The following is a 24,673-nucleotide window of genomic DNA, read 5'->3' on the forward strand; positions in this document are numbered from 1 at the left end:
GTCAGGCCGCTGAACGGCCGACTTCGACAGTTCGTGGCTGCGGCAGGTTGTCTTGCAAGCGTTGCATATGCGGACAGTGCAGATCGAGGCGCCTGGCGTGGGCGCCGCGATGAAACAGGGCAAACCATTGACCCTGCCTCGGCGCCGGCAGCAGGCCGGTAAAGACAAACCGATTGGCGCTCAAACGCTCGAAATCCTCGGAAAAATTTGCTGACAACGCCACTTTGGCACTGATCAGCCACGCCTCGGGCAATTGCACCAGTTGATCCAGCAGGCGTTTGTCGAGGCGCTCGATGACGACATCGATCCTTTGATGATCCTGGGTCATGTGGAGTAAACGCGGCGCACAGGCTGACACGTCGCTGCCGCTGCCGAATAACCTGCTCAAATGCTCCATGAACCCCCGACAACTGTCCGGCAAGGCGATGTCCGGTAATGGCCAACTGCGCTCGTTGATTGGATGCACGCCGATCACGATGCTTTCCGCCGCCAGCGCGCCGTAAGGCGACGGCACGTGGTCCGGGAGCAGTCCGGTGCAGTGAAAGTCCAGTGTCTGGGCCATGCGCTGGGTGAATGGGTGATGCGTGACCTGCTTGATCAGCACGTACTGAGCGCAGAGCGAGCCGGCGCATTCGAGCAATTCGCGTCCCAGCCGCGTCGCAATATTCTGCCCGCGAGCTGCTGGATGCACGACGCTGAGGGCCAATTCAAAGCTGTCAGTGGGCAACTTGTCGCGGCATAACGCGGCGTGCCCGAGAATCTGCGAGCCTTCGACCGCCAACATTGATTGCCAGCGTCCGTCGAGGTTGTGCTGGGTAATCAGCTTCGGCAGATACACATCCGGTTGCACGTAACGATCGCCATAAACCAGCCTGAACAGTTGGCTGACGGCCATGGCATCGGCGGCGCGGTAAGGGCGGAAGATCATGCGCCTGCCTCTGTGACTTGCGCATACACGCGCAAATCCACAACACGCAGTTGCTTGCCGGAGCGGGGGTGCAGGCTGATGTCGCCGGTGGCGCAAGGCATCACCTGGAATTGCAGCAGGCCGTCGTCGCTCAAGGTTTTGATGGCGGGGTACTTGGCCACAAGTGCGTCGTGCAGGGCTCGACTGATTGTCTCGATGGCGCGTGCGTCGTGGTCGGGCACCCAGTTCACGCGCAAATGGTCAATGCAGTCGATTTGCTCAAGGTGCAATTGCCATTGCTCACTGTCCGCGACGGTTTGAATGATCGCGTGAATCTCATCGGTCAACAGCGACATCACCCCCACACGAACTCGCTGGCTCAAGGCGCTGCGTCCTCTCAGAGCAAACTTGCGTCGAGGTGTGGCGGTGGGCTCGACCCAGCAGGCGCGGTCGCCCACCGGATAACGCAGCAGTGGCATCAGCCGACGACTGAGGCTGGTCACCAGCAACAACCCCACGCGGTTGCACGCTTCGATGACTTCACCGGTGTGCTCGTCGACTATTTCCAGCCGCGTGTGGTGATCGAAGACACGATGTTCGCCGAGCTCGCAGTCGCGGTCGCTGCTGCCGATCAATCCAGCGTCGACGCTGGCGTAGCCGATGGAGGCAACCCGCGCATTTGGGAAAACCCTGGCGAAAATGGCCAGTTGGCCGGGGAATACGCTTTCGCCGCCATACAGCAGTGTTTCCACTCCTTCCAGCACCTGTCCGCGCGCGGTCAGGTATGCCGCGAACTTCAGCAGTTGCGCAGGAATGCCCGCCAGCACGTTGATGTTGTGCTCGCCGATAGCCGCGGTGAGGCCCGGCAGATCAGCGTTACCGGTGAACGGAAACTCGCTGATCGGCACCTCGACGTGGGCCAATGAGTCATGGATGAACAGAAAACTCGCGGCCAGATCTCCGGTAAAAAACAGATTGGCGACCCGGTCACCCGTGTTCAATTGCGCAGACAAACTTTGACCAAAGGGTCTCACCAATGCCTGCCATTCATCGCGTGTGTAAACCGCCAGTTTGCCTTTGCTTGTAGTGCCGCCGGTTTTGAACAGCAGCGCACCCTCGACCGGCGCGGTCAGAACCGGCCAGTGCGCGAGGTCATGACTGCCGCTCCAATATTCATTTGGATCGATCATGGGAACTTGCTCAAGTGCCAAACTTTGTGACGGCAAGTGTGCGAAATGCTTGTTGTAAAAATGCGAATGCTCACGGGTGTGGTGCATTAATTGCTCAAGCGAAAAAAGTTCGTTCATTGAAGTTTCTCGTTCCGGTTCAAGCTTCCTGCCAAACGGTTTAGGGGATGTTGAATAATTATTGTTGTAGGCGTCTATCGATAACTAAGGGGGTTTTGCCGCTGTGGCTGTTTCTTGTGAAGTTGCTGGTGGCACAAGTTTCAACTTGCAGGCTTAACAGGCCCGCCGTAACAGCCGCAGCCAAGGCGCTGTCACGTAGCAACTGTTCGCGAAGTTGTTCAGGGTCGGCATCGGCGCGTACCATCAGCCGTTCCACGCCATCAGGCCCATGATCGAGCACGATCTGCACCGGTACGCCCGCGTAGCGCGCCAGTTGTGAAGGGGAAATGAATTCGGTGCCAATCCGCAGCCACTGGCCGTGACGCTCCAGCAGTTCGAAACGCGGCGAACTCAATCCGCAGGGGCAGCTTCCTGGTATCCAGCGGCCGGTGTCGCCGACTTCGTAGCGGCGAACGGTCTGGCTATGGCGGGCGCGCGAGGTGAACAGTAATCGGCCAATTTCCTGGCTCTGCACAGGCACACCCTGCTCAAGATCAACGATTTCCAGATGCTGGGTAGCGCTCAGCAGATGGAACACGCCATCGGCTGTTGCCGCGCAGGCGTGACCCAACGGGCCGGCATCGACCGAGCCGTAGATCGCCGAGCGAATCGTCGTTACGCCACAGCTTTGCATCAATTGGCGGCTGGCCAACCCCGGATGCTCGCCGCCGAGGAAAACCTTGCGAATGCCCGCGTAAGCTCGCAGCGTCGTCTGCTCATCGAGGAACAGTCGATGCAAGGTGCTTGGCATACCAATCAACACGCTGACCCGTTGCTGCACGATCAGCCGGGCGATTTCGCGGAAGTCATCGTCATGCGGGGCGCCCATCGGAAACTGCTTCGCGCCAAGTTGCTCGAGAATGCTCGAAAAACTGGAAAAACCGCCATAGAGACTACCGCTGAAGAACAGGTTCATGACCCGGTCGTGCGCTGGGTCCAACCCGGCCGCAAACAGTCCGTCAGCCGCTGCACGCATCTGCTGATTGAAGTCGCGGTAGGTGAAACCGGCCAGCGCCGGCGTGCCACTGCTGCCCCCCGAGCGGAAATACAACTGTGCAGACGGGTCGATGGGCTGGGCCTGGAACGCCGTTTTGTCCATGATCGCGAAGTCTGTGGTGTCAGCCGCCGCCGGTAGTGCGTCGAGATTTGCATGGCTCGCCAGCACATCGGCAGGCAGGCTCACCGACAAGCGCCGGCTCAGACGCGCCAGCGCATACACGCCGTCATGTGGCTCACCGGCATAACCTTCGTGGATTGATGACGCCGGGGTGATGCGGGTAACGCCAGCATTGACCAACCTGCGAACCAGCGCGGGGGTGTGGGCCGGCGAGCAGATCAGTGCGCAGCTTTGCAGGACCGTACGCCACGGTAGCAGCGCCTCAGCCATCAGCTGCTGTGGCGCCGGCCTGAGCAACAACGAGCGAAACAGCGGCGAGGGCGCGAGCGTGCGATGGTGTTCCCAGATCACTCGCCATCCCGCCTCACTCCAGACTTCCCCGGTTTGCCCGGCAAAACACTGTTCGAGGCGAGTCATGGCGCAGCGTGCGGTGATTTCCGACGCTTCCTGGTCTGTAGGTTTCAACGCTGGCCAATGCGTACTGCGGCGGGCGAAAGCCTCAGCCAGCCGCGAACCCATGTCACGCAGCACCGCCGGGTCATCGCTGTCCACCAGCACCCATTGCGGGCTGGAGCAGGCTTGTTGATCCAGCCGACACACTTCGTCGACCAAGGCATCCAGCGCCTCCGGTTGCGCAGCGTCGGGTGTCAGGTACGCGAAGCTGATTCGGTGCCCCCAATCGATCCAGCGACAACCGGCCGGCAACTGCTGACGGATAGCCTTGAGCGCCGTTTCGCCACCCCATGCGGCCACAGCGTCGGCGCGAGTGAACAGGCGCCCGATGTCCGCGGTTGCCACTGGCAGCACCGCGATGAATTCGCCGAGCCGGCCACTGTTATCGCAGTCGCCAAGTGCCTGGAGCAGGCGTGCGGTCAGGCCGTTGTCGCTGGAGCTGGGGCGCAGCCAGTTAATGTTGCCGGCCAGCAGGCTCTCCAATACTGCGCAGAATGCGAGCATCGGCGCGTTGCCTGGGGTGATATGCACCACCAGCCCCAGCGGATGCCAACTTTCGAAGTGCGAATGGGTGTAGCTGAAACGCCGCAGAGAGCGCGGCTGGACGCCAAGTTCGCGCTCCAGTTTGGCGTTCAGGGCGTCCGGTTGGCAGAAGTCGATCAGGCCCAGGCGTTGATCTTCTTCCAGTCCGAGGTCGAGTTCGCCCGCCTGCAATTGCCGGGCAAAATCTGCGGCAGCGGCGATGACAATGTCGCTGTCGAGCGCTGTCATCAATAGGCGAGGCAGTGCGTCTTGCAGAGATTTCAGGGCGCTATCGAGAGACAGATCGCCCTGTAAATTGCCGTTCATCAAAAACATCTCATGCTCTCCCTAACAGATCAGCAGCGGCCATCGCACAGCTGCGGCCGACGCTGGTGCCGGCGCGGCCGTGCAATTCGAACCAATCGGTGAGCAGGCCGCAGCCGCAGGTCTCGCCAGGGTGCAACGTCGCCAGATCGCTCATGACCACGGAGTGGGCCGGGCTTGAGGAAATGTAGGGTGATACAAAGTTGAGCAAGCCACTTTGGCCATACGGTTGAACGCTGAAATCAGATGGATTGCGCACGAAAACCTTCGAGTAAACCGGGACATGAAAATGATGATGGGCGCATTCGATATAGGGCACGGCGTGCTCGACCGCGCCGTAGCCATCGCGGCAGCGTCCCGGCTCGACGCCTAATTGCTTGGCGATACGTTCGTAGAGGCGAGCCCGGGGGATCTCCAGCGCCGACTGGGTTTTCCAGCCGCCGCCCAGAAACACCAACGACCCGGCGGGCAATTTGAGCGGGGCAATGCCCATCGCTTCCATGCGTTGCAGTACCTGCCAGAGAAACGCCGGAAAACCAAAGATGCGCACGGGCAGGTCTTGTTCGGCGAATTCCTGCAACGCGCGAATAACCCCGAAAGCGTCGAGTTCGTGACCACTGCCGGTGCGGCGCAATGCGTAGGCCAACTGGTTCACCGGCGCATAACGACAGAGGAATTGATCGGTGTAGGAAGTGCCGAGGCGGTTGTCAGCTTCAGGTTCGTAGCTCAGCAGCAGGTAGTTGCATGGCGTGTCCGGCGTCTCCCAGCCGTAGTGCTGAAAAATCCGCGTGACCATCGCTTGGGCTGCGTCGATGCTGCGCGCGTCATAACGCATGCGGCTTTTCTGTCCGCTGGTGCCGGAGGAGGTCAGCTCCAGCGCGTCTTCGCCGGTCGGGCTCAGCAACAGATGCTGTTTGAAGAAGTTGGCAAAGATCGGCGGCAGGCGCGCCCAGTCATCCAGTTGTTCCAGCTCCGTTGAGTCGAGGCCGTTAGTGTTCAGCCACTGTTCATAGGCGGGCGTGTGGTGGCAGTGAAACTGGCTGACTTCGGCCATTGCTCGATCAAACAGCCCCGCGGGTACCGCGTCGAGGTCGTAAGGTTGGGTCAGCGCACACAGCGCGTCGGTGAAGGGTAGGTGAGTCATCAGAAATCCTCGCGAGGTCAGACGGCGGCCGCGACGCGGCACCGCTGCAGGAAAAAGTGCAACGGCACCAGGCACGCCAGCCCGGCGATGGCGGCAAGGCAGGCGAATGACTCAAGGCTGCTACCGCCGCCCAGCGCTGCGATCACCGAGCCTGCAATGCCCATGATGGTGATGGAAATCATCCCGATCATGGCCGACACCAGGCCTTTACTGTCCTTGCTGGAATCCAGTGCCAACCGATACAGCACGGCATTACTCATGCCCAGACCGACGCCATACAGCGTCAGGCAACCGATCAGCCATTCAATCGAGGCGCCATAAGTGCTGATAACCAGCAGCGCGATCAGCCCGGCACACAGGGGCCAGAGCGCATAGCGAATGAGTTGGGTGAGGCCGGTGCCAGCGATCATTCGGTCCAGCAGCAGATTGCCGAGGATCACGCCGCTGAACACCGGGATCTGCCAGAGTCCGTAGTGCAACGTCGATAGACCTTCACCTTCGATCAACAGCAGCGGGGACAGGCCAATCCATGCGATCAGCGGCAGGCTCATCAACCCCAGGGCTATCGACGACAGTACAAATGCCCGGTTGCGCAACAGCATGCCGTAGCGACGCAACGTCCCGCGCAGGTCGAAGGGGGTGATGGATTTGGACGATGCCGGGATGCGCGGCATGAACCCGTAAAAACCCAGCCAGACCGCCAGCGCAGCAATCCCCAGCACCAGAAACAGTTCGCGCCATGAGAGGAACTGCAACAACAGGCTGCCCAGCAGCGGTCCCAGCAATGGTGAAAGCAGAGCGATGTTGCCCAGCCATGCCATGATCCGCACCGCATCGGCTTCGCAGAACAGATCCTGCAACGCCGGATAACTGACCGCGATGACAAACCCCAAGCCCATGCCCTGTATCAGTCGCAGGATGTTGAACGCCTCAATCCCCTGCACCCGATACGTTGCCAGGCACGCCAGCGCAAACAGTGCGCTGCCGAGCAGCAGCAATGGTCGACGGCCGTAGTGATCGGACAGTGGACCCACCAGCCATTGCAAAAGAACACCGCCGATCAAATAAAGGGTGAAGGCATAGGGAACATGCTTTGCGCTGGCCTGAAGTTCATCGGTAACGGTCAGCATGGCGGGCATTATCAAATCGCTCGCCATATAGGTCAGTAGTTCGAATGCCGCGATAAACAGGCAGATACCGAACAACTGAACGCTGTGAATGTTTTTTGATGTTTGCATGAGTTCCAGTCGATACGAAGATTAGGGAGGAGCACTCCTGTCGCTCGGTATCGAGGTTAATCATGCGGCGCCATTGTCCCTAGCCAGAACATCTGACTTAAAGTTTCAAGGGGTTGCGGTATGTTGCGGATGTGCAAATGAATGAAAGTTGCACAGACACCGTTATCAGACTATTTGATAAAGCCTTGTAAGAAAAATGCCCGCGACAGTGCGGGCATTAGTTATGGGTAAATCAAGATGATGGATTTTTCTTACAAGTGATTGTGCCAATTCATTCAGCGATGTTGGTAATACCCCGGCCCGCCACGATCATAGTGGTGGTCACCGTGTCCGCCGCCGTGGGGAAGAATGATACAGCCGCTCAATGAAAGCAGAGCGATCAGGGGAATCAGCAGTGTGATTCGACGGAGCATTTCGAAGTCCTCATGGTTATTGCCGCAATGAAGCCAAATCTCTTCATCGTCTGTAACATGAGACTTCGTTTGCCATCGTTTATCCCCGGCCGAAGGTAGGGGCTTGGCATGCAAACGGATACAAATCAGTACATTTCTACGCTCAGGAATTCGCAATGACCCAGTCGCAACGTTTGAAATACTCGATTCTGATCTCCCTGGTGGTTCTGGCGATCATGTTCGGCCTGTCATATCTGCAAAACGAAGGGATCATCAGCGAGAAAATGTTCCAGTACATCGCCATTGGCGTCGCCGTGATCGTGGTTGTCGTCAATGGCGTGATGCGCCGCAAGGTCAAGCCTTGAGCGACGCATCCGAACCCGGTTCGCTGTGCAGAATCGCAATAGCCTGCGGATGCAGGCTGTAGCTCTTGTCCGGGTGCAGGGTGATGACGCCCTCGCTGCACAGCCGCTTCAATACCTCGCGCACACTCAGGAAGGACAGCGGAATATCCAGATCGAGCAAGTGCGTGTGCACGCCGCGCACACCCAGTTTGCGTTCGCTATCTGCCGCGCTCAGCAGCGCGTCGATGACTTTCAGGCGAATCAGGCTGGTCCTCAGACCAAAGCTCTTTAACAGGATTCTGATCCGTTCGTTTGCGTGCCGTTCGGCCTTCGGTTCGAAGAGTTCGGCGTCTGTGCCGTGGCTCATGGAAACGTTTTTCGACGCACGGCTACCGTCCGTTGGCAGTTGCGAGTTGTACATGCAAAAACTCCTTTTCAGAGCCTGATCAGGAAAAGTGAAGGTGCTCTCAATCTATAAGACGGATGAGCTCGGCAAATCATGAAGATTTTGATGTAGAAAATTTGTCGCAATCTTGTGAGTGCTATGTGAGAGCACGTGAAAACGGGCGTGATGGCTAAATATCCTGTCATTCATTTCGTTCCTACTGCCAGGCACATTCCGTGTACAACTCGGGCTGTGATTTTCCCAGGCTGGGTCCGACGCGCTGCGCGCCATCTGATCGTGAACCCACCCTGGTGTCCTTTTTGCAGATCAGGAGCGAGCGTGATTATTAACAGGCAGTTAACCCGGCTGAGCCTTGCAGGTGCGTTGGTAGCGTTGAGTCTGATGGCCTGCGCACGCAGTCAGCCCGAGGCCGCGGGCGTCGATATTCGGCGCACCAGCTTCGGCGTGCCGCACATTCGCGCCGACGACGAGCGCGGCCTCGGTTACGGCATCGGTTATGCCTACGCGCAAGACAACCTGTGCCTGATGGCCAATGAAATCGTGACCGTCAACGGCGAGCGCTCGCGCTATTTCGGCCCTGATCAATTGACCCTCGAAGAACGTCCGAACCTGGCCAGCGACGTGTTCTTCAATTGGCTGAACACGCCCGAAGCAGTCGCCGGTTTCTGGAAAGCACAAACCCCGCAGGTGCGCGATCTGGTTGACGGCTACGTCGCCGGTTACAACCGTTCGCTGGCCGAGCGTCAGGCGCAGGGTTTGCCGGCGCAATGTCAGGGCGACTGGGTACGTCCGATTGCCGCCGAAGACCTGGTAAAAATCACTCGTCGTCTACTGGTCGAGGGTGGCGTCGGGCAGTTCGCCGAAGCGCTCGCCGGGGCCACACCGCCGGCTGCGGTCGCTGCTGTGGCGACCCCGGCTCAGTCATTCCAGGTGGCTGCCGAACGCCAGCAACGTTTCGCGCTGGACCGTGGCAGCAATGCCGTCGCGATCGGCAGCGAGCGCTCGTTCAATGGTCGCGGCATGTTGCTGGCCAACCCGCACTTTCCCTGGATCGGCGGGATGCGCTTCTATCAGATGCACCTGACCATACCCGGCAAACTCGATGTGATGGGCGCCGCATTACCCGGCCTGCCGATGATCAACATCGGTTTCAACCAGCATCTGGCGTGGACCCACACGGTTGATTCATCCAAGCATTTCACCCTGTATCGCCTGCAACTCGATCCTGAGGATTCGACGCGTTATCTGCTGGATGGCAAATCCTTGCCGCTGGATAAACAGACCTTGACCGTCAACGTCAAACAGCCTGACGGCCAGATCAAACCGATGTCGCATCTGGTCTACAGTTCGGCGTTCGGCCCGGTGGTGCAGTGGCCCGGCAAGCTCGATTGGGACAATAAATTCGCCTACAGCCTGCGCGACGCCAACCTGGAAAATGATCGGGTGCTGCAGCAGTGGTATTCGATGAACAAAGCCACCAGCCTCAAGGAATTGCAGGCCTCGGTGCACAAGATTCAGGGCATTCCCTGGGTCAATACGCTGGCCGCCGACGACCAGGGCCAGACGCTTTACATGAACCTCTCGGTGGTGCCGAACGTCAACGCCGAGAAACTGGCCAAGTGCAGCGATCCGCGCGCCGGTTTGCAATTGATCCTGCTCGACGGCTCCAACAGTGAGTGCGCCTGGGACATCGATCCGAATGCTGCGCAAAAGGGCATTTATGCCGCGGATAAATTGCCGCAGTTGTGGCGCAACGACTATGTACAGCACTCCAACGATTCCGCGTGGCTGGCCAACCCGGCGCAACCACTCACCGGTTTTTCGCCGCTGATCAGCCAGGACAGCCAACCGCTGGGGCTGCGTTCGCGTTTTGCTCTGGATCATCTGGCATCGCTGAGCAAGGCTGGGCCGGTGGCCGCTGCGGATTTGCAGCGCATGGTGATGGATGATCAGGTGTATCAGGCGACGCAAGTGATGCCGGATCTGCTGCAGTTCTGTAGCGCCGGTCTGGGCGCAGACGCCGCAACACTGGCGCCGGTGTGTGCCAGCTTGAAAGCGTGGGACAGTCGGGCAAATCTCGACAGTGGTCTGGGTTTGGTGCATTTCCAGAACGTCATGAGAGCATTGCAGCAACGTCCTGACATCTGGCGCGTGGCGTTCGACCCGAAAGATCCGCAACACACGCCGCACGGTTTGGCTTTCGAGCGGCCGGAAGTGGCCAGCGCCATTCGTCAAGCGATGCAAGCGTCGCTTGAGTTGACGACAAAAATGGGCCTGAAACCTGACAGTCACTGGGGTGACATTCAAGTGGTCAGCAGTAGTGGCCAGCAAACGTCCATCCACGGTGGGCCGGGTACGCTGGGCATTTACAACGCGATCCAGAGTGTTCCGCGCGCCGACGGCAAACTTGAAGTGGTCAGCGGCACCAGCTATCTGCAGGTGGTGACTTTCGATGAAAAAGGCCCGCAGGCTCAAGGATTGCTGGCGTTCTCGTTGTCGAGCGATCCGGCGTCGAAGTATTCACGGGACCAGACGCAGGCGTTCTCGAACAAACAACTGAGTGTGCTGCCATTCACCGAGCAGCAGATCAAGGCTGATCCGCAGTATCAAGTGCAGACGATTCGCGAATCGGATGAGAAAGCCGGGAAGGTAGCCAAGCAGTAACGGACATTCTGCTGGCAGCAACAACGAAGGCCGCACCCCTCACGGGTTGCGGCCTTCAGCCTTTTGGCGTTTGTTGCGGGATCGAATTGAGCACCGGGTTGCCGTTCTCATTGCGCGTCAGGTAAACCGGCAGAACCCGGGGCAGGGTGGCCACAAGGTTGTTCAATTCTTTGATGTTGTAGATGCCGCCGAGGCGGATTGCTGCGGTGCTTTTATCAGCCACCATCACCGGTTTGCTCAGGTACCGATTGATCAGTGGCAATGCGTCGCTGAGTGGCAGGTCATCGAGTACCAGTTTGCCGCTGCGCCATGCCAGGGAGTTGTCGTTAGCGTAGGTCTGGCTGATCTGCGGCATGTAGTCGCCATGCCGATAACGCGCCTGCATCGCCGGCCCCAGATGCAAACCGTCGCCGGCCAGCGCATTGTTGCTGCTGACCAGCACCGAGCCTTCGATCAGATTGACCCTGACTTGATCTTCGTACAGCCAGACGTTGAATTTGGTCCCGGTCACGCGAATCCGGCCTTCACCGGCCTTGACGGTAAATGGGCGAGCCGAGTCGTGGGTGACATTGAAAAAGGCTTCACCTTTTTTCAGTCTCACTCGGCGCTCATTCTTGTAATTGGTGAAGGTCAGTTCGCTGTTCAGGTTCAGCTCGACCTGACTGCCATCGCCCAAGGTCACCTGCCGAACATTGTCGCTGGCTTCAAAATGCTGATACGCGTCAGGCAGCCATCCCAGGTTCCAGCCGGTGTACGCCGCCAGCGGCAAGGCCACGGCGCAGACGGCTGCGGCAATGCCGAAGGTCCGCCATGGTGTCGCAGCTTTGGTGGATGACAACGGTGGCGCGGATGCAGCACGCGGCAGTTCTCCGGCAACATCCCAGATTTCCAGCATCGCGTCGTATTCGAACGCGTGCAGCGGATCGGCAGCGCGCCATTGCTCGAACGCCCGACGCTCGGCGTCAGTGCAGTCGGTGGCGTGCAGACGCATGCACCAATGTGCAGCGGCATCGGTAATGGCGTCGAATTCGGCTTCCGAGTAGGTGTGTTCGGTCATTGACTCATCCTGATTTGCTGCATTCTAACCTCGCGCGCTGCGTGGCGAGAACATCCGTCATGGCATTTACCCATCAAAGTGGAACTTATTTTTCCGCCAAAGGCCCTAAAAAATGGACGTTACGAAGAAGTAACCATAAATGGAGTGAAAAAATGATCAAGAAAACCTTTGCCACCCTGATTGCTGCCGCGACTCTGCTGACTGCCGGTGCCGCCATGGCCGACCGCCCGGGCGCTGGCTGGATCACCATCGAGAAAGCCATTGAAGTGGCGAAAACCAAGGCCGGTTATGTCGAGCTCTATGAGATAAGCGCCGACGACGACGGCTATTGGAAAGGCGAGGGCCGCAAGGCCGACGGCGTGGTGTATGAATTCCGCATCGACGGCGCCTCCGGCAACATCCTGCGCGACCAGAAAGACTAAACCCTGCAGGGCACTGCCAACGCAGTGCCCTGAACCCGCTGCCGGACTTACGGCGTGGTGCTGTGAAGGTGTCTTCCCAGATGGCTGATCAGCCACGCCACCGAATCGGCATTGCCCAGTTGCACCGCCAGTCTCACCCTCGAATTCGCCATGAAAGCTGCACGAGCGTCGTCAAGATCGGTTTTACCGGTCAGCGCGAAGACGTGCGCCAGCGCGCGATCGCTTTCCTCATAACTGGTGTCGCCGAGGTCCTCGATACTCTGGGTCACCGGATTGATCACCGTGAACAGGCGCGTCAGCGGACAGCTTTTGGATAGCGCATTGAGCTGGATGTCCTCCAACGTATCGCGCAGCGCTTTTGCTCGAGGACTCGATGTTTCGATCAGATCGGAAAACGGTCGATAGGCTTCGAGGTAGGCAATGTCTTCGGTCTTGCAGGCAATGTGCGAAAGCTCATGAATCAGCGTGGACGCACGGGCGTGGGCACTGATCGGGAATGCCACATCGGTCATATAGTTGCGGTAGTGATCGAGCTTGGGAAAGAAGAACTTGTTGGCCAAGTAGATCTTTTTCAGCGGATCGGCCGGCACCGCGAACGCGAAGACAAACTCCGAGTCTTCATGAACTCGACCGACCACAAAACGCTTCGACTTCACGTGCCGCAAGCTCGGGTCCAGCAGCGCTCCGAAGATGTCCAACAGCACCTTTTCGATCGCTGCCGTGTGCTCGGGCAGCACCGCGGGTACACCCAGAAAGTTTTGGATGAGCTGATGAACCGGTGTCACTGCTGCGGTTGGGTTTTTCAGCAGTTGCAGATTGCGAAAACTGTTCCAGGCGTAATGAGTCGCCAGATCCAGCCCTTCATTGATCAAGCGCGCCCTGACGGGGAATAGTCGTTGAATGGCGCTCATCCCGTCAGCTTCGACGTTCATCCCTTGGGTTACGATGTCCCATGTCCTCAGCCGCCCGAACAAGTTATAACGCGGCGGTTGTTCAACGGCGTCCAGCACCCATTGCTGCGCAGGATTACGCACCACCAGAGGCCCTTTGGTTTTGCTCGTGGCATTGATGACGGGAATGACCCAGCGCGCAGCCTGCTGATCGAGCGGATAGACCTTGCCCGCGATCGGCGCGTAGCGTTGTTGAGTCACTGGATCGGTGTAGAGCGCCAATTTGCTGTCCAGCGTCAGGGCACTCAAGTCGACTTCGGTGTTTTCGTAACGTTGTAAACGCGTGCGCTCGGGCGCGGTAGTGTCGACTGGCTTCCAGGGCGCAGAGACATCGCCTGGGGAAGTTGGCGCTGGTTCACGACTTTCCATTGAGCCGCGCAGTGTCACCAGTTGCGCGATCCCATGGATGAAACTCCTTACCGCAGGACCCCAGCGGTGCGCCTGCAGTTGCTCCGCCGATGTCTTGATCTCCCGATAACTGCGCCACACGGCGACCGGATAAGCGAGCTTGCCCGAGACGAAGGTCAACGCTTCTGACAGGTCTTCGCCCAATACACGCTTGATGGTTTCCCATTCAATTTGCCCGTCGTTGTTCGACTGACAGCCCAGCAGTCTGGCCAGAAGCAGGGCGTTGTCATTGAACAGTTGCTTGAACAATGACCCGCTGATGGGGCTCGACGCCAAGCCGACCGGCGCACCGGTGGTGGCAGTCAGGCAATTTTTGCACAGCAACCGATCTGATGCCGGCAAGCTGTCGAGGACCCAGCGCTGCAACGCGCCTGCAGTTTTCAGCTCGGCCAGCAAAGCGCTGTGGTTTTCATATTCCCTCAAACTGTGTTCAGCGCTGTAGGGCGCCAAAAGCACCAGCGGCCCTTGCGACGGGTCTTTTCGGCCGATCAGGTAAACCCCCGGCACTTTGATCGCCGACACCAGCGTTGCGCCCATCAGCTCCAGCGGGCGAATGAGCGCATCGGTGCCCGGCACCGCGTCACGAGCGATCGCATCGGGCATGTCCATGACCTGCCGTACTAGCTCAAATCCGCTTTGGCTCAGGCGTTCCTGAAGTTTTTCCGCATGGGCGTAGTGCATCAATTGCCAGGGCAACTGGGCGTTGAACAGTTTTTTAGAGGCGGCGGCGTCGGCATTCGAATCGGCGAATGCGTTGTGCAGTTCGGTGCGCTGATGTTCACCCGGCTTGAGGTTGCGCAGCAGGTTTTTCACGTAGGCCTGATCAATCGCGGCAGGCAACGCAGTGCGAGTCAGCGACAGCGCTTTGAAACTGAGCGTCTCCAACTCTTTCAGGTGAATCAAGGCAAAGGCTGGCAAGGTCTGCGTTCGGGCGGCGGAGGTCGCGCCGGCAATGATTTGAATTTCTATCGTGTCCGGATCAATCGCGTGTCCGTCGGCCACAAGTTGTTTTTGCAGCTCATGATGAGCCGTGCGCTGCAGGGTTCGAACTGCGCAAAGGTAATCCTTGTCGTCTCGCGCATGGTTCAAATACTGCCCGAGCAATTCGCAGTGGAGGATTTGATCTTCGATTGAGGCATTGGCCAGCCACGTCGGAATGGCCTGCCGAGTGATCAGCGATTGGGCGATCTCCGTGGCCCGTGTCAAACCGGTTTTCGGCACCCTCAGCGCGGTCAGGCTTAGCAGGTCGGCGCGTTGTGTGGCCGGCAGATTTTCAGCGAGTACGCGCTCGACCGCAGTTTTATCGAGGCGAACATGCGGTTGTTGCAGGTGTTCGAGAAAATCCCCGTGGATCAGTTGCAGTGGCGCCAGCGTCAATGCGCGACCGGGGAGGCGCTCGTCGCGCTGCAGATTCTCTACCAGCGCCGGGCGATCAAGTTCGCTGAGTAAACGTTTTTCGAGTTCAGCGAGCATCGGTTGCAGCGACGCAAAGCCTTCAAACCCGAGCGCTGGAGTCCAGAGAATGGCGTTGCCGGAATGCTCAGGGTCGAGTCCGCCGCGTTCGGTCAGCACAAAACAACTGGCCAGTTTCAGGTGCTCCTTGGCATTGGCACTCTGCAGTTCCAGCGCAAAAACATCTGGCAAAAAACCATTCAGTGCGGCGCGTTGCAGGCGCACCGGCGTCTCGAGCACGGTCTGGATAATCGCTTGCTGCACCGGGCTGAGCGTGCGCGCCAGGGTTCGCAACTTGAGTTCGCTGCGCAGGGCAGTCGACAAGGTATGGGAAAACTTCGGTTTCAGCAGTTCAAGCGAACTGTGAACGCTGGCTTGTGCTTGCTCGATGGTGGTGACTGTCGGCGCTATCGCCGGATGCTTTTCCAGTTGTTGTTCCAGCGCGTATTCAACGCTGTTCAATAGCGCCAATTGCTGTTTCGCTGAATCGGCGCGGATTGTCGCCGGTTGCGCTTTCCAGCGTTGATCGGCGCGGGTGCTCCAGCGGCCATTGGTTTGCAGGTCGAGCAAGCGACGGTCGAGCATGGCGCGCACATCCAGTGCGCTATCGAGCAACGCATAGGGATCAAGTACCCCGGCGCTGTCGCGAAAACGGCTGAGGGCATAGCCCAGATTCTGCAATTGTTTGCCGATAATGTCGGCGATCAGGTTCTGGAACACCGGACCGCTGACCGGCGCAGCGACGATCGCCCGTTCCTGCGACTCCAGCGTCAAGTAGGTTTCGCGCTCTTCCAGCGACAGAAAGTTGAACAGATTATCGTCGTGACCCTCGCTTTTCATCATGCTCAGCAAGGTGTTTTTGATTTGCCCGAGGTCGCCGCTGGTTTCCACACCTCTTGACTGGGTGTACAGGAACGCGCTGGTTTTGCCCGTGTCGATCAGCAAGGTCGAGGCCAGGGTGACGAAGTGTTTGAGCGGCGCGGTGACACGCACTTTTTCGATTTTCACCGGGTCGCTGGTCACCGGCAAACCGTCGGTGCCGGCCAAACTGACCTCCATCAAACGCAAGTATTCCTCGGTCGTCAGTACGGCTTTCTGGCGTTTGAGCAACAGGTCGACGCAAAACGTATCGCGCAGGCTGTCGGCGAAAAACTCCGCGCGTGACAGCCCGTTGGCCATCGGACTGTTCCAGAAGGTTTCAAGCAGACTGCGCAGATGCGGCGTCAGGCTTTGCGCAATCTGCGTCAACGCGGTTTCCCACGCCTGATTGTCGGCGGCGCTGCTCACACCGCGTGCAGGATGAACGAAGATTCGCGTATCGCCGTCCGGCCATTGATTGTTCAGATAGAAATGCAGCACGGCTTCGTGCAACGACAACGAGGACAAACGGCGTTTGGGATCATGGCTGCCGTCAAAGCTTTCCAACCGGGTTTTGCGCTGGTCGAGCGCCGGGAAACGTTTGCCCAGCGCAGTTTTGAACACGTCATCGAGCATCGAGCGCAGGCTCGGGAATCTCAGCAGTTCGGCCAGCATCGCCGTGATGTTCTGTTGCTGATTGCGCTCGATAACCGTTTCCTGATCCTCGAAGACCGCACCGTCGATGGTTTGCGTGGAAACACTGAGTGTCCGCGCGGCGAGGGCGGTGCGGCGCTGGTCGATTGACAGGTAGCGCAGCAATTCGCGTTTGCCGCTGGTTTCGCCCAACCAGCGCTCCAGAGCGCTGGTGAGATCGGCCATGTCGGCGTATTTGATCAGACCTTTCCATGGCGTGTAGAGGATCACTTCGCCATCGTCGGGTTTGCTCAGCGAGAACGCGCCGGCGAGGGGAATCGGCGTGCCGTTGTCCGGGGTCAGCAACAGTTGTTGGCTGAGCATCCCGGGCGTATGCGCCACGCGGGCGGCATGGGTGGCCAGGTAAACAGCCTTTAGCCATTTGAGATCGCCAGTGGTCAATTGCAGGGCTTTTTCTCGGTCGCCGGGTTGCTTGGCATTGGCCGCCAGTTCGGCCTCGTCAAAAAAATAGGGGAGCGGGGGAGCTGTCATGGTTTTTCCTCAATGTGCCGATCTCGGCGGATGGGATGAGGAAAAACGTTACGGCCGCTGCGCGAGTGCCGTGCGGTACATATTGCTTGAGCCGGAGTTTTTTCCAGGCTTGACAGAAGGCCTGCGCAACAGCGCTTAATCGGCGCACGTTTTTCTCGGTTGCCGCCCAGCCGTTTCAGCCTGTAGCCCGCACTCAATAATAAAACTGGAGCCTCAGATGACCGCAGCACCTGTCACTTCGAACACGCAAACCCTGGATTTCGTTGCACTGGTCGAATTGCTCGAACAGATTTTCATCCGCCACGGCACCTCGGCCGATGTCGCCAAGACCCTGGCCCTGAACTGCGCCGGTGCCGAACGCGATGGCGCCCACAGCCACGGCGTGTTTCGCATTCCCGGTTATGTCTCGACGCTCAACAGCGGTTGGGTCGATGGCCAAGCTGTGCCGGTGGTCGAAGACGTGGCGTCGGGTTTTGTCCGGGTCGATGCGGCCAATGGCTTCGCCCAACCGGCTCTATCCGCCGCGCGTGCGTTGTTGGTGGAAAAGGCCCGCAGCGCCGGAATTGCGGTGTTGGCGATCCGTAACTCGCACCATTTCGCCGCACTGTGGCCGGACGTTGAGCCCTTTGCCTATGAAGGTCTGGTGGCGCTGAGCGTGGTCAACAGCATGACCTGCGTAGTCCCGCACGGCGCCGACCGGCCGCTGTTCGGCACCAACCCGATTGCGTTTGCGGCGCCAAGGGCTGGCGGCGATCCGATTGTTTTCGACTTGGCCACCAGCGCCATCGCCCATGGCGACGTGCAGATTGCCGCGCGCAAGGGCCAGCGTTTGCCGGCAGGTATGGGCGTGGACAGCCTCGGCCAACCGACCGAGGACCCGAAAGCGATTCTCGAGGGCGGCGCGTTGCTGCCATTCGGCGGGCACAAGGGTTCGGCGTTGTCGATGATGGTCGAGTTGCTGGCAGCGGCGTTGACCGGCGGGAATTTTTCCTTCGAGTTCGATTGGTCGAACCATCCGGGGGCGAAGACGCCGTGGACCGGGCAATTGCTGATCGTGATCGACCCGAGCAAAAGTGCCGGACAGGATTTCGCTCAGCGCAGCGAAGAACTGGTGCGGCAGATGCACGGCGTCGGGTTGAAGCGGTTGCCGGGCGATCGGCGTCATCAGCAACGCGCCAAATCGGCCGCCGAGGGCATTACGCTGGACGCCGAAGTGCTCGCCAACCTGCGAGAACTGGCAAACCCATAAGGCCCGCCCACCGCATGCTTTTGTAGCAGCTGCCGAGCCCCGCGAGGCTGCGTCCGACAGCGCCGCCATCGCCAAACCTTGCGAGGGCTGCGCACTCTACGCAGCCTCGCGGGGCTCGGCAGTTGCTACAGGATCGGGTGTAATGTATTTGGGCATAAAAAAGGCGAGCATTGAGCTCGCCTTTTTTAGTGCCGGACGCTGTTAACGGCGACCGAGCAGCAAACCGACCACCAGGCCGAAACCGGCGGAGATAGCCACGGTCTGCCATGGATGGCCACCGATGTAGCTTTCAGTGGCTTCGACCGCAGGCTTGGTGCGCTCGCGAACGCTGGACACCGATTCCAGGGCCAGTTGCAGCTTCTGGGCAACTTGCCCACGCAAGGTGTCGGCTTCTTCGCCAACCAGCGACGCGCTGCTTTTCAGCAGTTTGTCCGATTCTTCGATCAGCGCCTGCAGCTCGCTGAATGCCTGATCCTTGATTTGGTCTGCGGCGGTTTGTACTGGGGTTTTGCGGGCCATTGAGTAACTCCTTGCGGATAAGTGGGCAGTGAACAATGGAGTCTTGGGCAACTGAAAAAGTTGCAGGGAATTTGCGATCTCGTAGGTCGGAGAGCAAATTCGGGGTCAGAAGAATCCCTTCCAAGGTGTAAGATGTCGCCATTTACGCAGCAGGTATTTTCCCATGAGTTTCAATCTGGCCGACAAACCCCTCGCCGAGCGCGCTGCGCTTGAAGATGAAAAGTCTCGTCTTTTCGACCTCTGGCAAAGCAACCTGGGCAAGTCCAAGGGCGAAGCCGCGCGATTGTTTGGTGAGCGCTCCAAGCGCAAAGGCAAGTGGGCCGAATGGGTCCGCGCCGAGCTCGACACGATGTCGCCGCCGGAATTTGCCAACATGGTGCGCAGCGAAGTGAACCGCTTGATGGCTGCTAAATAATTTGCACTGGTGACAGCGCATGGCTTGCCCGCGATGGCGGTCTCAGGTCCGCCATCGCGGGCAAGCCTTGCTCCCACACCGGGCTTTGCTATAGAGGTTTGGCGAAGCTTGCGATGATCGCTTCGCGCACTTTCAGCACCACCGGGTCGAGTTGCGTACTGGTGCGCCAACCCAGTTCAATCGGATAACGCGGCAGGGCCAGCGGGCAGGGCAGCAGCGCCAACCCGCTGAGCGCAGCGATGCTTTCTGCGGCGTGTGCCGGAATGGTTGCCACGGCGTTGCTGCCCTTGAGCAGATACGGCAACCCCGCAAAATGCGTGGTCGACGCGCACACCCGCCGACTCAAACCCAACGCCGCCAAACCCTCATCGGTGATCCCGATAAATCCTCCCGACGACACCAGAATGTGTTCGCGCGCGACAAACTCGTCCAGGCTCAAGCTCTGCTGTCCGTCAGCCAGACTGATCGGGTCCACCAGACACCGATAACCGCCTTCACCGAGCACCTGCCGGCTGAGCAATCGCTCGGTCAGCCCGCCCGCCGTAATCGCCAGGTCGATGCTGCGATCAAGCAGGGCATGGGCGACGATCTGGCTGTGCGTCTGGCGGAAAATCAGGCGCAGCTTCGGCGCGCTCAGCGCAATCTGCTCGATCAGCCGCCGCCCGTAAGCAATCTCGAAATCATCCGACAGGCCCACGGTCACCGAACGACCCTCGTAGTGATGGGCCGCCGGGTCGATCATCGCCAGGCTCTGCCGGCATTTATTCAGCGCATCGCTGACCACTGGTTTCAGCTGATTGGCCCGCAACGTCGGGGCCAAACCGCGCCCGGTGCGCACAAACAATTGATCGCCATACAACTCGCGCAAGCGTCGCAATGCTGCACTGACGGCTGATTGCGTCACGCCCAGACGCAACGCCGCGCGGCTGGCGCTGGACTCTTCGTGCAGCGCCTCGAAGACTTTCAGCAGGTTGAGATCGACGTTGGCGATATTCATAAGGTTCATATCATTCAGCAGTGAACGGGGCTTTATCGATGATCGGGTGACGGCGGACAATCAGCAACACCTTATTGCCCCGGAGTAACCGCGATGCCCAAATCAATCGTTGCCGCCCTGCAAATCGGCGCCTTGCCCGGTGGCAAGGAACACACCCTCGAACAGATCCTGTCGTGGGAAAACGCCATCCGCGAATCCGGCGCGGCGTTGGTGGTGATGCCCGAAGCGTTGCTCGGCGGTTATCCGAAAGGCGAGGGGTTCGGCACGCAGTTGGGTTACCGCTTGCCGGAGGGCCGCGAGGCGTTTGCGCGCTATTTTGCCAACGCCATCGACGTGCCGGGCGCGGAGACCGAAGCATTGGCGGGGCTGTCGGCACGCACCGGGGCCAATCTGGTGATCGGCGTGATCGAGCGTGCAGGCAGCACGCTTTATTGCACTGCGCTGTACTTCGACCCGTCCGCTGGCTTAGTGGCCAAACACCGCAAACTGATGCCGACCGGCACCGAACGGCTGATCTGGGGCAAGGGCGATGGCTCGACCTTGCCGGTGCTCGATACTCAGGTGGGGCGGTTGGCGGCGGCGGTGTGCTGGGAAAACATGATGCCGTTGCTGCGCACCGCGATGTACGCCAAAGGCGTCGAGGTGTGGTGCGCGCCGACCGTGGATGAGCGCGAGATGTGGCAAGTGAGCATGCGCCATATCGCCCATGAAGGCCGCTGTTTTGTGGTCAGCGCGTGCCAGGTGCAGGAGTCGCCGCAAGCGCTGGGCGTGGAGGTGGCCAACTGGCCGGCGGATCGGCCGTTGATTGCTGGCGGCAGCGTGATCGTCGGGCCGATGGGCGATGTGCTGGCCGGGCCGTTACGCGGTGGGCCGGGGTTGTTGACGGCACAGATCGACACAGATGAACTGGTGCGCGCGCGATATGACTTCGACGTGGTCGGGCATTACGCGCGGCCGGATGTGTTCGAGTTGGCGGTGGATCAACGGGCAAAACCTGGGGTGCGGTTTACCGAATAACCCTCGAATACCTCACTCCAGTGGGAGCATGGCTTGTCCGCGATGGCGATCTTGGGTACGCCATCGCGGGCAAGCCATGCTCCCACAGCGATTGGCGGCTGGTTACCAGGTGGCTGCGGAGGATCCCGGCAGACTCAGCTTGCCGGTATCGACAAAGCGCATCGTCCCGAACAACCCGCCCGCCAGTTTGCCGCGCAGCACGTAGGGCAAATTGTCGAGGGTTTGCGTCTGGCTCAGACCGAGGGTCTGGCGCAGCACGGAAAACGCCGAAACGCTCACCGGCACAATCAACACCGCTTCGGAGAAGCGCGCAATCGTCCCCGATTGATCGCTGACGCCGGAGGCCAATGGCCGGCCATTGACCTCCAGGTCCAGCGCTACGCCGTTGTAGTCAATCGCGGTTTCATTGGGGTTTTGCACGCGAATCTTCACCGCGAAACGCACTTCCAGTTCCTGACTTTGCAGCGGTTCGATCCCGACTACGTTGATGTTCAGCGGGTCGCGGTTGGGGAACAGCGCGCAGGCGCTCAACGAGAGCAACAGCAGGGACAGGGTCAAAGCTAAAATTCTGCGCATCGCGAACTCTCGACATGAAAAAAGGACTGAACCGCCAACCAATCAAACCTGGCGGTTCATCTGTGCGACCACGTTCACTGTGAGGCGTTCGCCGCAGACTGTCACGGGGTCATCAGCGCGCTCAGCGGTTGGTGCCAGTTGCGGATTCCGTCGCGTGCGGGTTTTCCATGACTTGCAGGATCGATGCTTCCGGGTCGAAATCATCCTCTTCCAGCTCCATGAACTCCTCCGGCAGGAACATGTTGAGGAGGATTGCGCAGAGCGCGCCCACGGTGATCGGCGATTCGAAAATGTTGTGCAACGCCAGCGGCAATTCGCGCAGCACTTCCGGGACCGCCGCGATGCCCAGGCCCATGCCCAGAGAAATCGACACGATCAGCATATTGCGCCGATGCAGGCCAGCCTCGGCGAGGATCTTGATCCCGGCCACGGCGACGGTGCCGAACATCACCAGTTCGGCGCCGCCGAGCACCGGTTTCGGCATCAATTGCAGCACCGCGCCGATCATCGGGAACAACCCCAGCAGCACCAGCAGCCCGGCAATAAAGAACGCCACGTAACGGCTGGCGACGCCGGTCAGCTGAATCACGCCGTTGTTCTGCGCGAAGGTCACCATCGGCATGCTGTTGAACACTGCCGCCATGGCCGAGTTGAGGCCGTCGGCGAGCAGGCCGGATTTGATCCGGCGAATGTAAATCGGACCTTTGACCGGTTGCCGGGAAATCATCGAGTTGGCCGTCAGGTCACCGGCAGCTTCCAGCGGCGACACCAGGAAAATCACTGCGATTGGCACAAACGCAACCCAATCGAAGTTGAAACCATATTTGAACGGCACCGGCACGCTCATCAGCGGCACGGCGGGCAGGTTGGCGAAATCGACGTCGCCCATCAGCCACGCGACAACGTAGCCCAACGTCAGGCCAATGACGATGGCGCCGAGGCGCAGGAACGGCACGTCGACCCGGTTCAACACCACGATAGTGCCGAGCACCAGCGCCGCCAGCGCCAAGTGATGGCTGGCGCCGAGGTCCGGCACGCCGAAGCCGCCGGCGATGTCGGTCATCGCGACTTTGATCAGCGACAGACCCATCAACGTGATGATGGTGCCGGTGACCACGGGCGTGATCAGCATGCGCAGTTTGCCGATGAACTGGCTCAGCACCACTTCGATAAACGCGGCGAAGAAGCACACGCCGAAGATCGTCGAAAGAATCTCATCGGTGCCGCCGCCCCGCGCCTTGACCATGAACCCGGCGCTGAGGATCACGCTGATAAACGAAAAACTGGTGCCTTGCAGGCAGAGCAAACCGGAACCCACCGGGCCGAAGCGCCGCGCCTGAACGAACGTGCCCAACCCGGAAACAAACAGCGCCATGCTGATCAGGTACGGGATTTCGCTTTGCAGACCCAGCGCGCCGCCCATGATCAGGGTCGGTGTGATGATCCCGACAAAACTCGCCAGCACATGTTGCAGCGCGGCAAACACCGTGGCGGTCAGGTGCGGGCGGTCATTTAGGCCGTAGATGAGGTCGGAACGGGGCTGGGGTTTTGCATGTTCGGATGAGGTCACGAGAAAAGCGCCAGGGGCCAGGTCAGAAAATGGAGGCGCAGGATGCCAGAAAAATCAGATTTTGGTGTGCCTGATGAACGTTCCTGCGCTCAGCGAGGGAACGCAGCCGGGGACGCTCGGCGTCAGATTGGAACGCGGAGCGTCCCTTGAGGCATTCCCAAACCGCGTTCGCCGGGTTCGCGACTGCTTCGCCGCCGAACGGGGGCGAGCCCCCTCGCCACAGGGTGCCTTGGCATTCAGGTGAATGCTGCGAGCAAGTCCTCTTCAAATGCTTTCTGCGCATCCCCCGGCACTTGCGCCCGGTGCCGGGCGAGGTGAAATCCGACGTCGAAACTCATTTCTCCTACGCGCACCGCTCGCAGCAATCCTTTGTCCTCCCAACTGCGCGCAAAGTGGCTGGGCAGATATCCCACGTGTTTGCCGGAAAGAATGAAGGCGAGGGTGCCTTCGACCTGTTCCGAGCGCGCCGAACACAATTTGCCTTGAAACGGCTCATCGCTGCGCAGGAACCGATACGGGTGATCGACCCGATCACAGGCCTGCAACGCCTGATCATCCGGCGCGTCGTTGCTGAACAACGGGTGCCCCGGCGCGCAGTACAAATGCTGGGTTTCGCTGAACAGTTGCTTGTAGTCAAAAGCGCTCTGCACCTGTGAGAAATAACCGATCGCCAGGTCCAGTCGCTGTTGCAACAACAAACGCTCCATTTCACCGGGCATGGCGCTGATCAGCTCGATGCGCACCGACTCGTCGCGCTCGCGAAAACGCCGAATCGCTGCCGCCACCCGCTGCAGCACCGATTGATCAAGCGCCTCCGACAAACCGAGGCGCACCTCACCGATCAAGCGCCCGGCCACGCCGTTCGACTGATGACGGAACGCCTCGATCGATTCAAACAAGCTTCGAATCGCAATCAGCAATTGCTCACCTTTGGGCGTGACTTTAAAGCCGCTTTTGCCGCGACTGCACAAGCGATAACCGAGCCGCGTCTCCAGCCTGGCCATTTGCTGGCTGATGCTCGACTGGCTCAAACCCAGCTCGCCTTGCGCCGCGCTGAAGCCGCCGCATTCGACCACGCTGACAAACAGGCGCAGCAGTTGCAGGTCAAGATCATGCAGTTGGCCGAGCATCACACATTACC

19 protein-coding genes are annotated in these 24,673 nt (G+C 59.5%); 6 read left to right on the forward strand and 13 right to left on the reverse strand.

Going from position 1 to position 24,673, the window contains the following annotated elements:
- Nucleotide 1: 1 nt before the first annotated feature.
- From BLU01_RS25925 to BLU01_RS25945, 5 genes are read right to left on the reverse strand one after another with little or no spacing between them, the layout of a single operon-like run.
- On the reverse strand, nt 2-928 hold the full coding sequence (locus BLU01_RS25925) for a GNAT family N-acetyltransferase (protein WP_092280843.1): 927 nt from the start codon (nt 926-928) through the stop codon (nt 2-4).
- Nucleotides 925-2,214, reverse strand: a complete 1,290-nt coding sequence (locus tag BLU01_RS25930) for an AMP-binding protein (RefSeq protein WP_092280845.1) — start codon at nt 2,212-2,214, stop codon at nt 925-927. Before BLU01_RS25930 ends, BLU01_RS25925 begins: the two co-directional genes overlap by 4 nt.
- A gap of 58 nt (nt 2,215-2,272) precedes the next feature.
- Nucleotides 2,273-4,681 (reverse strand): aldehyde dehydrogenase family protein, encoded by a 2,409-nt coding sequence (locus tag BLU01_RS25935; protein ID WP_092280847.1) that lies wholly within the window; start codon nt 4,679-4,681, stop codon nt 2,273-2,275.
- Between the two features lies 1 nt (nt 4,682).
- Complete coding sequence (locus BLU01_RS25940; protein WP_092280849.1) at nt 4,683-5,813, reverse strand: LuxE/PaaK family acyltransferase; 1,131 nt, start codon at nt 5,811-5,813, stop codon at nt 4,683-4,685.
- Nucleotides 5,814-5,830: 17 nt separating this feature from the next.
- A complete protein-coding gene (locus tag BLU01_RS25945) occupies nt 5,831-7,051 on the reverse strand; it encodes an MdfA family multidrug efflux MFS transporter (RefSeq protein WP_092280851.1) in 1,221 nt (406 codons plus the stop codon).
- A gap of 568 nt (nt 7,052-7,619) precedes the next feature.
- On the opposite strand from BLU01_RS25945, the gene BLU01_RS25950 reads away from it, so the two are divergent.
- Complete coding sequence (locus BLU01_RS25950; RefSeq protein ID WP_092280853.1) at nt 7,620-7,808, forward strand: hypothetical protein; 189 nt, start codon at nt 7,620-7,622, stop codon at nt 7,806-7,808.
- On the opposite strand, the gene BLU01_RS25955 is transcribed toward BLU01_RS25950, so the two are convergent.
- Complete coding sequence (locus BLU01_RS25955) at nt 7,798-8,208, reverse strand: fe2+ zn2+ uptake regulation protein (protein ID WP_092280855.1); 411 nt, start codon at nt 8,206-8,208, stop codon at nt 7,798-7,800. The genes BLU01_RS25950 and BLU01_RS25955 overlap by 11 nt on opposite strands.
- Before the next feature lie 303 nt (nt 8,209-8,511).
- Between BLU01_RS25955 and pvdQ the strand changes: the two genes are divergently transcribed.
- Complete coding sequence (pvdQ, locus tag BLU01_RS25960; RefSeq protein WP_092280857.1) at nt 8,512-10,857, forward strand: bifunctional acylase PvdQ; 2,346 nt, start codon at nt 8,512-8,514, stop codon at nt 10,855-10,857.
- Between the two features lie 55 nt (nt 10,858-10,912).
- On the opposite strand, the gene BLU01_RS25965 is transcribed toward pvdQ, so the two are convergent.
- Complete coding sequence (locus tag BLU01_RS25965; protein WP_092280859.1) at nt 10,913-11,914, reverse strand: FecR family protein; 1,002 nt, start codon at nt 11,912-11,914, stop codon at nt 10,913-10,915.
- A 152-nt stretch (nt 11,915-12,066) separates the two neighbouring features.
- On the opposite strand from BLU01_RS25965, the gene BLU01_RS25970 reads away from it, so the two are divergent.
- Complete coding sequence (locus BLU01_RS25970; RefSeq protein WP_092280861.1) at nt 12,067-12,336, forward strand: PepSY domain-containing protein; 270 nt, start codon at nt 12,067-12,069, stop codon at nt 12,334-12,336.
- Between the two features lie 47 nt (nt 12,337-12,383).
- Here BLU01_RS25970 and BLU01_RS25975 read toward each other — a convergent pair whose 3' ends face one another.
- Nucleotides 12,384-17,189: a dermonecrotic toxin domain-containing protein gene (locus BLU01_RS25975; protein ID WP_092280863.1), complete on the reverse strand. Its 4,806-nt coding sequence runs from the start codon at nt 17,187-17,189 to the stop codon at nt 12,384-12,386.
- Nucleotides 17,190-17,406: 217 nt separating this feature from the next.
- Between BLU01_RS25975 and BLU01_RS25980 the strand changes: the two genes are divergently transcribed.
- A complete protein-coding gene (locus tag BLU01_RS25980; protein WP_092280865.1) occupies nt 17,407-18,438 on the forward strand; it encodes an Ldh family oxidoreductase in 1,032 nt (343 codons plus the stop codon).
- Nucleotides 18,439-18,639: 201 nt separating this feature from the next.
- Here the strand turns inward: BLU01_RS25980 and BLU01_RS25985 are convergent, their stop codons facing one another.
- Complete coding sequence (locus BLU01_RS25985; protein WP_092280867.1) at nt 18,640-18,957, reverse strand: DUF883 family protein; 318 nt, start codon at nt 18,955-18,957, stop codon at nt 18,640-18,642.
- Between the two features lie 163 nt (nt 18,958-19,120).
- Here BLU01_RS25985 and BLU01_RS25990 point away from each other — a divergent pair, with 163 nt between their 5' ends.
- A complete protein-coding gene (locus tag BLU01_RS25990; RefSeq protein WP_092280869.1) occupies nt 19,121-19,372 on the forward strand; it encodes a hypothetical protein in 252 nt (83 codons plus the stop codon).
- A gap of 88 nt (nt 19,373-19,460) precedes the next feature.
- Here the strand turns inward: BLU01_RS25990 and BLU01_RS25995 are convergent, their stop codons facing one another.
- Nucleotides 19,461-20,378: a LysR family transcriptional regulator gene (locus tag BLU01_RS25995; protein WP_092280871.1), complete on the reverse strand. Its 918-nt coding sequence runs from the start codon at nt 20,376-20,378 to the stop codon at nt 19,461-19,463.
- Nucleotides 20,379-20,462: 84 nt separating this feature from the next.
- On the opposite strand from BLU01_RS25995, the gene BLU01_RS26000 reads away from it, so the two are divergent.
- Nucleotides 20,463-21,386, forward strand: coding sequence for a carbon-nitrogen hydrolase family protein (locus BLU01_RS26000; RefSeq protein WP_092280873.1), 924 nt, complete (start codon nt 20,463-20,465; stop codon nt 21,384-21,386).
- Nucleotides 21,387-21,488: 102 nt separating this feature from the next.
- Here BLU01_RS26000 and BLU01_RS26005 read toward each other — a convergent pair whose 3' ends face one another.
- From BLU01_RS26005 to BLU01_RS26015, 3 genes are all read right to left on the reverse strand, one after another.
- Nucleotides 21,489-21,962, reverse strand: a complete 474-nt coding sequence (locus BLU01_RS26005; RefSeq protein WP_092280875.1) for an LEA type 2 family protein — start codon at nt 21,960-21,962, stop codon at nt 21,489-21,491.
- A 121-nt stretch (nt 21,963-22,083) separates the two neighbouring features.
- Nucleotides 22,084-23,532, reverse strand: a complete 1,449-nt coding sequence (locus tag BLU01_RS26010; RefSeq protein ID WP_092280877.1) for a nucleobase:cation symporter-2 family protein — start codon at nt 23,530-23,532, stop codon at nt 22,084-22,086.
- A gap of 236 nt (nt 23,533-23,768) precedes the next feature.
- Nucleotides 23,769-24,662: a LysR family transcriptional regulator gene (locus BLU01_RS26015; protein WP_092280879.1), complete on the reverse strand. Its 894-nt coding sequence runs from the start codon at nt 24,660-24,662 to the stop codon at nt 23,769-23,771.
- Nucleotides 24,663-24,673 lie beyond the last annotated feature (11 nt).

This window comes from Pseudomonas prosekii, from assembly GCF_900105155.1.
Lineage (GTDB): Bacteria > Pseudomonadota > Gammaproteobacteria > Pseudomonadales > Pseudomonadaceae > Aquipseudomonas > Aquipseudomonas prosekii.

Excerpts from the sequence above, each read along its gene's own strand:
- BLU01_RS25925 (WP_092280843.1), bottom strand. The coding sequence starts at position 928 with ATGATCTTCCGCCCTTACCGCGCCGCCGATGCCATGGCCGTCAGCCAA.
- BLU01_RS25930 (WP_092280845.1), bottom strand. The coding sequence starts at position 2,214 with ATGAACGAACTTTTTTCGCTTGAGCAATTAATGCACCACACCCGTGAG.
- BLU01_RS25935 (WP_092280847.1), bottom strand. The coding sequence starts at position 4,681 with ATGTTTTTGATGAACGGCAATTTACAGGGCGATCTGTCTCTCGATAGC.
- BLU01_RS25940 (WP_092280849.1), bottom strand. The coding sequence starts at position 5,813 with ATGACTCACCTACCCTTCACCGACGCGCTGTGTGCGCTGACCCAACCT.
- BLU01_RS25945 (WP_092280851.1), bottom strand. The coding sequence starts at position 7,051 with ATGCAAACATCAAAAAACATTCACAGCGTTCAGTTGTTCGGTATCTGC.
- BLU01_RS25950 (WP_092280853.1), top strand. The coding sequence starts at position 7,620 with ATGACCCAGTCGCAACGTTTGAAATACTCGATTCTGATCTCCCTGGTG.
- BLU01_RS25955 (WP_092280855.1), bottom strand. The coding sequence starts at position 8,208 with ATGTACAACTCGCAACTGCCAACGGACGGTAGCCGTGCGTCGAAAAAC.
- BLU01_RS25965 (WP_092280859.1), bottom strand. The coding sequence starts at position 11,914 with ATGACCGAACACACCTACTCGGAAGCCGAATTCGACGCCATTACCGAT.
- BLU01_RS25970 (WP_092280861.1), top strand. The coding sequence starts at position 12,067 with ATGATCAAGAAAACCTTTGCCACCCTGATTGCTGCCGCGACTCTGCTG.
- BLU01_RS25975 (WP_092280863.1), bottom strand. The coding sequence starts at position 17,189 with ATGACAGCTCCCCCGCTCCCCTATTTTTTTGACGAGGCCGAACTGGCG.
- BLU01_RS25980 (WP_092280865.1), top strand. The coding sequence starts at position 17,407 with ATGACCGCAGCACCTGTCACTTCGAACACGCAAACCCTGGATTTCGTT.
- BLU01_RS25985 (WP_092280867.1), bottom strand. The coding sequence starts at position 18,957 with ATGGCCCGCAAAACCCCAGTACAAACCGCCGCAGACCAAATCAAGGAT.
- BLU01_RS25990 (WP_092280869.1), top strand. The coding sequence starts at position 19,121 with ATGAGTTTCAATCTGGCCGACAAACCCCTCGCCGAGCGCGCTGCGCTT.
- BLU01_RS25995 (WP_092280871.1), bottom strand. The coding sequence starts at position 20,378 with ATGAACCTTATGAATATCGCCAACGTCGATCTCAACCTGCTGAAAGTC.
- BLU01_RS26000 (WP_092280873.1), top strand. The coding sequence starts at position 20,463 with ATGCCCAAATCAATCGTTGCCGCCCTGCAAATCGGCGCCTTGCCCGGT.
- BLU01_RS26005 (WP_092280875.1), bottom strand. The coding sequence starts at position 21,962 with ATGCGCAGAATTTTAGCTTTGACCCTGTCCCTGCTGTTGCTCTCGTTG.
- BLU01_RS26015 (WP_092280879.1), bottom strand. The coding sequence starts at position 24,662 with ATGCTCGGCCAACTGCATGATCTTGACCTGCAACTGCTGCGCCTGTTT.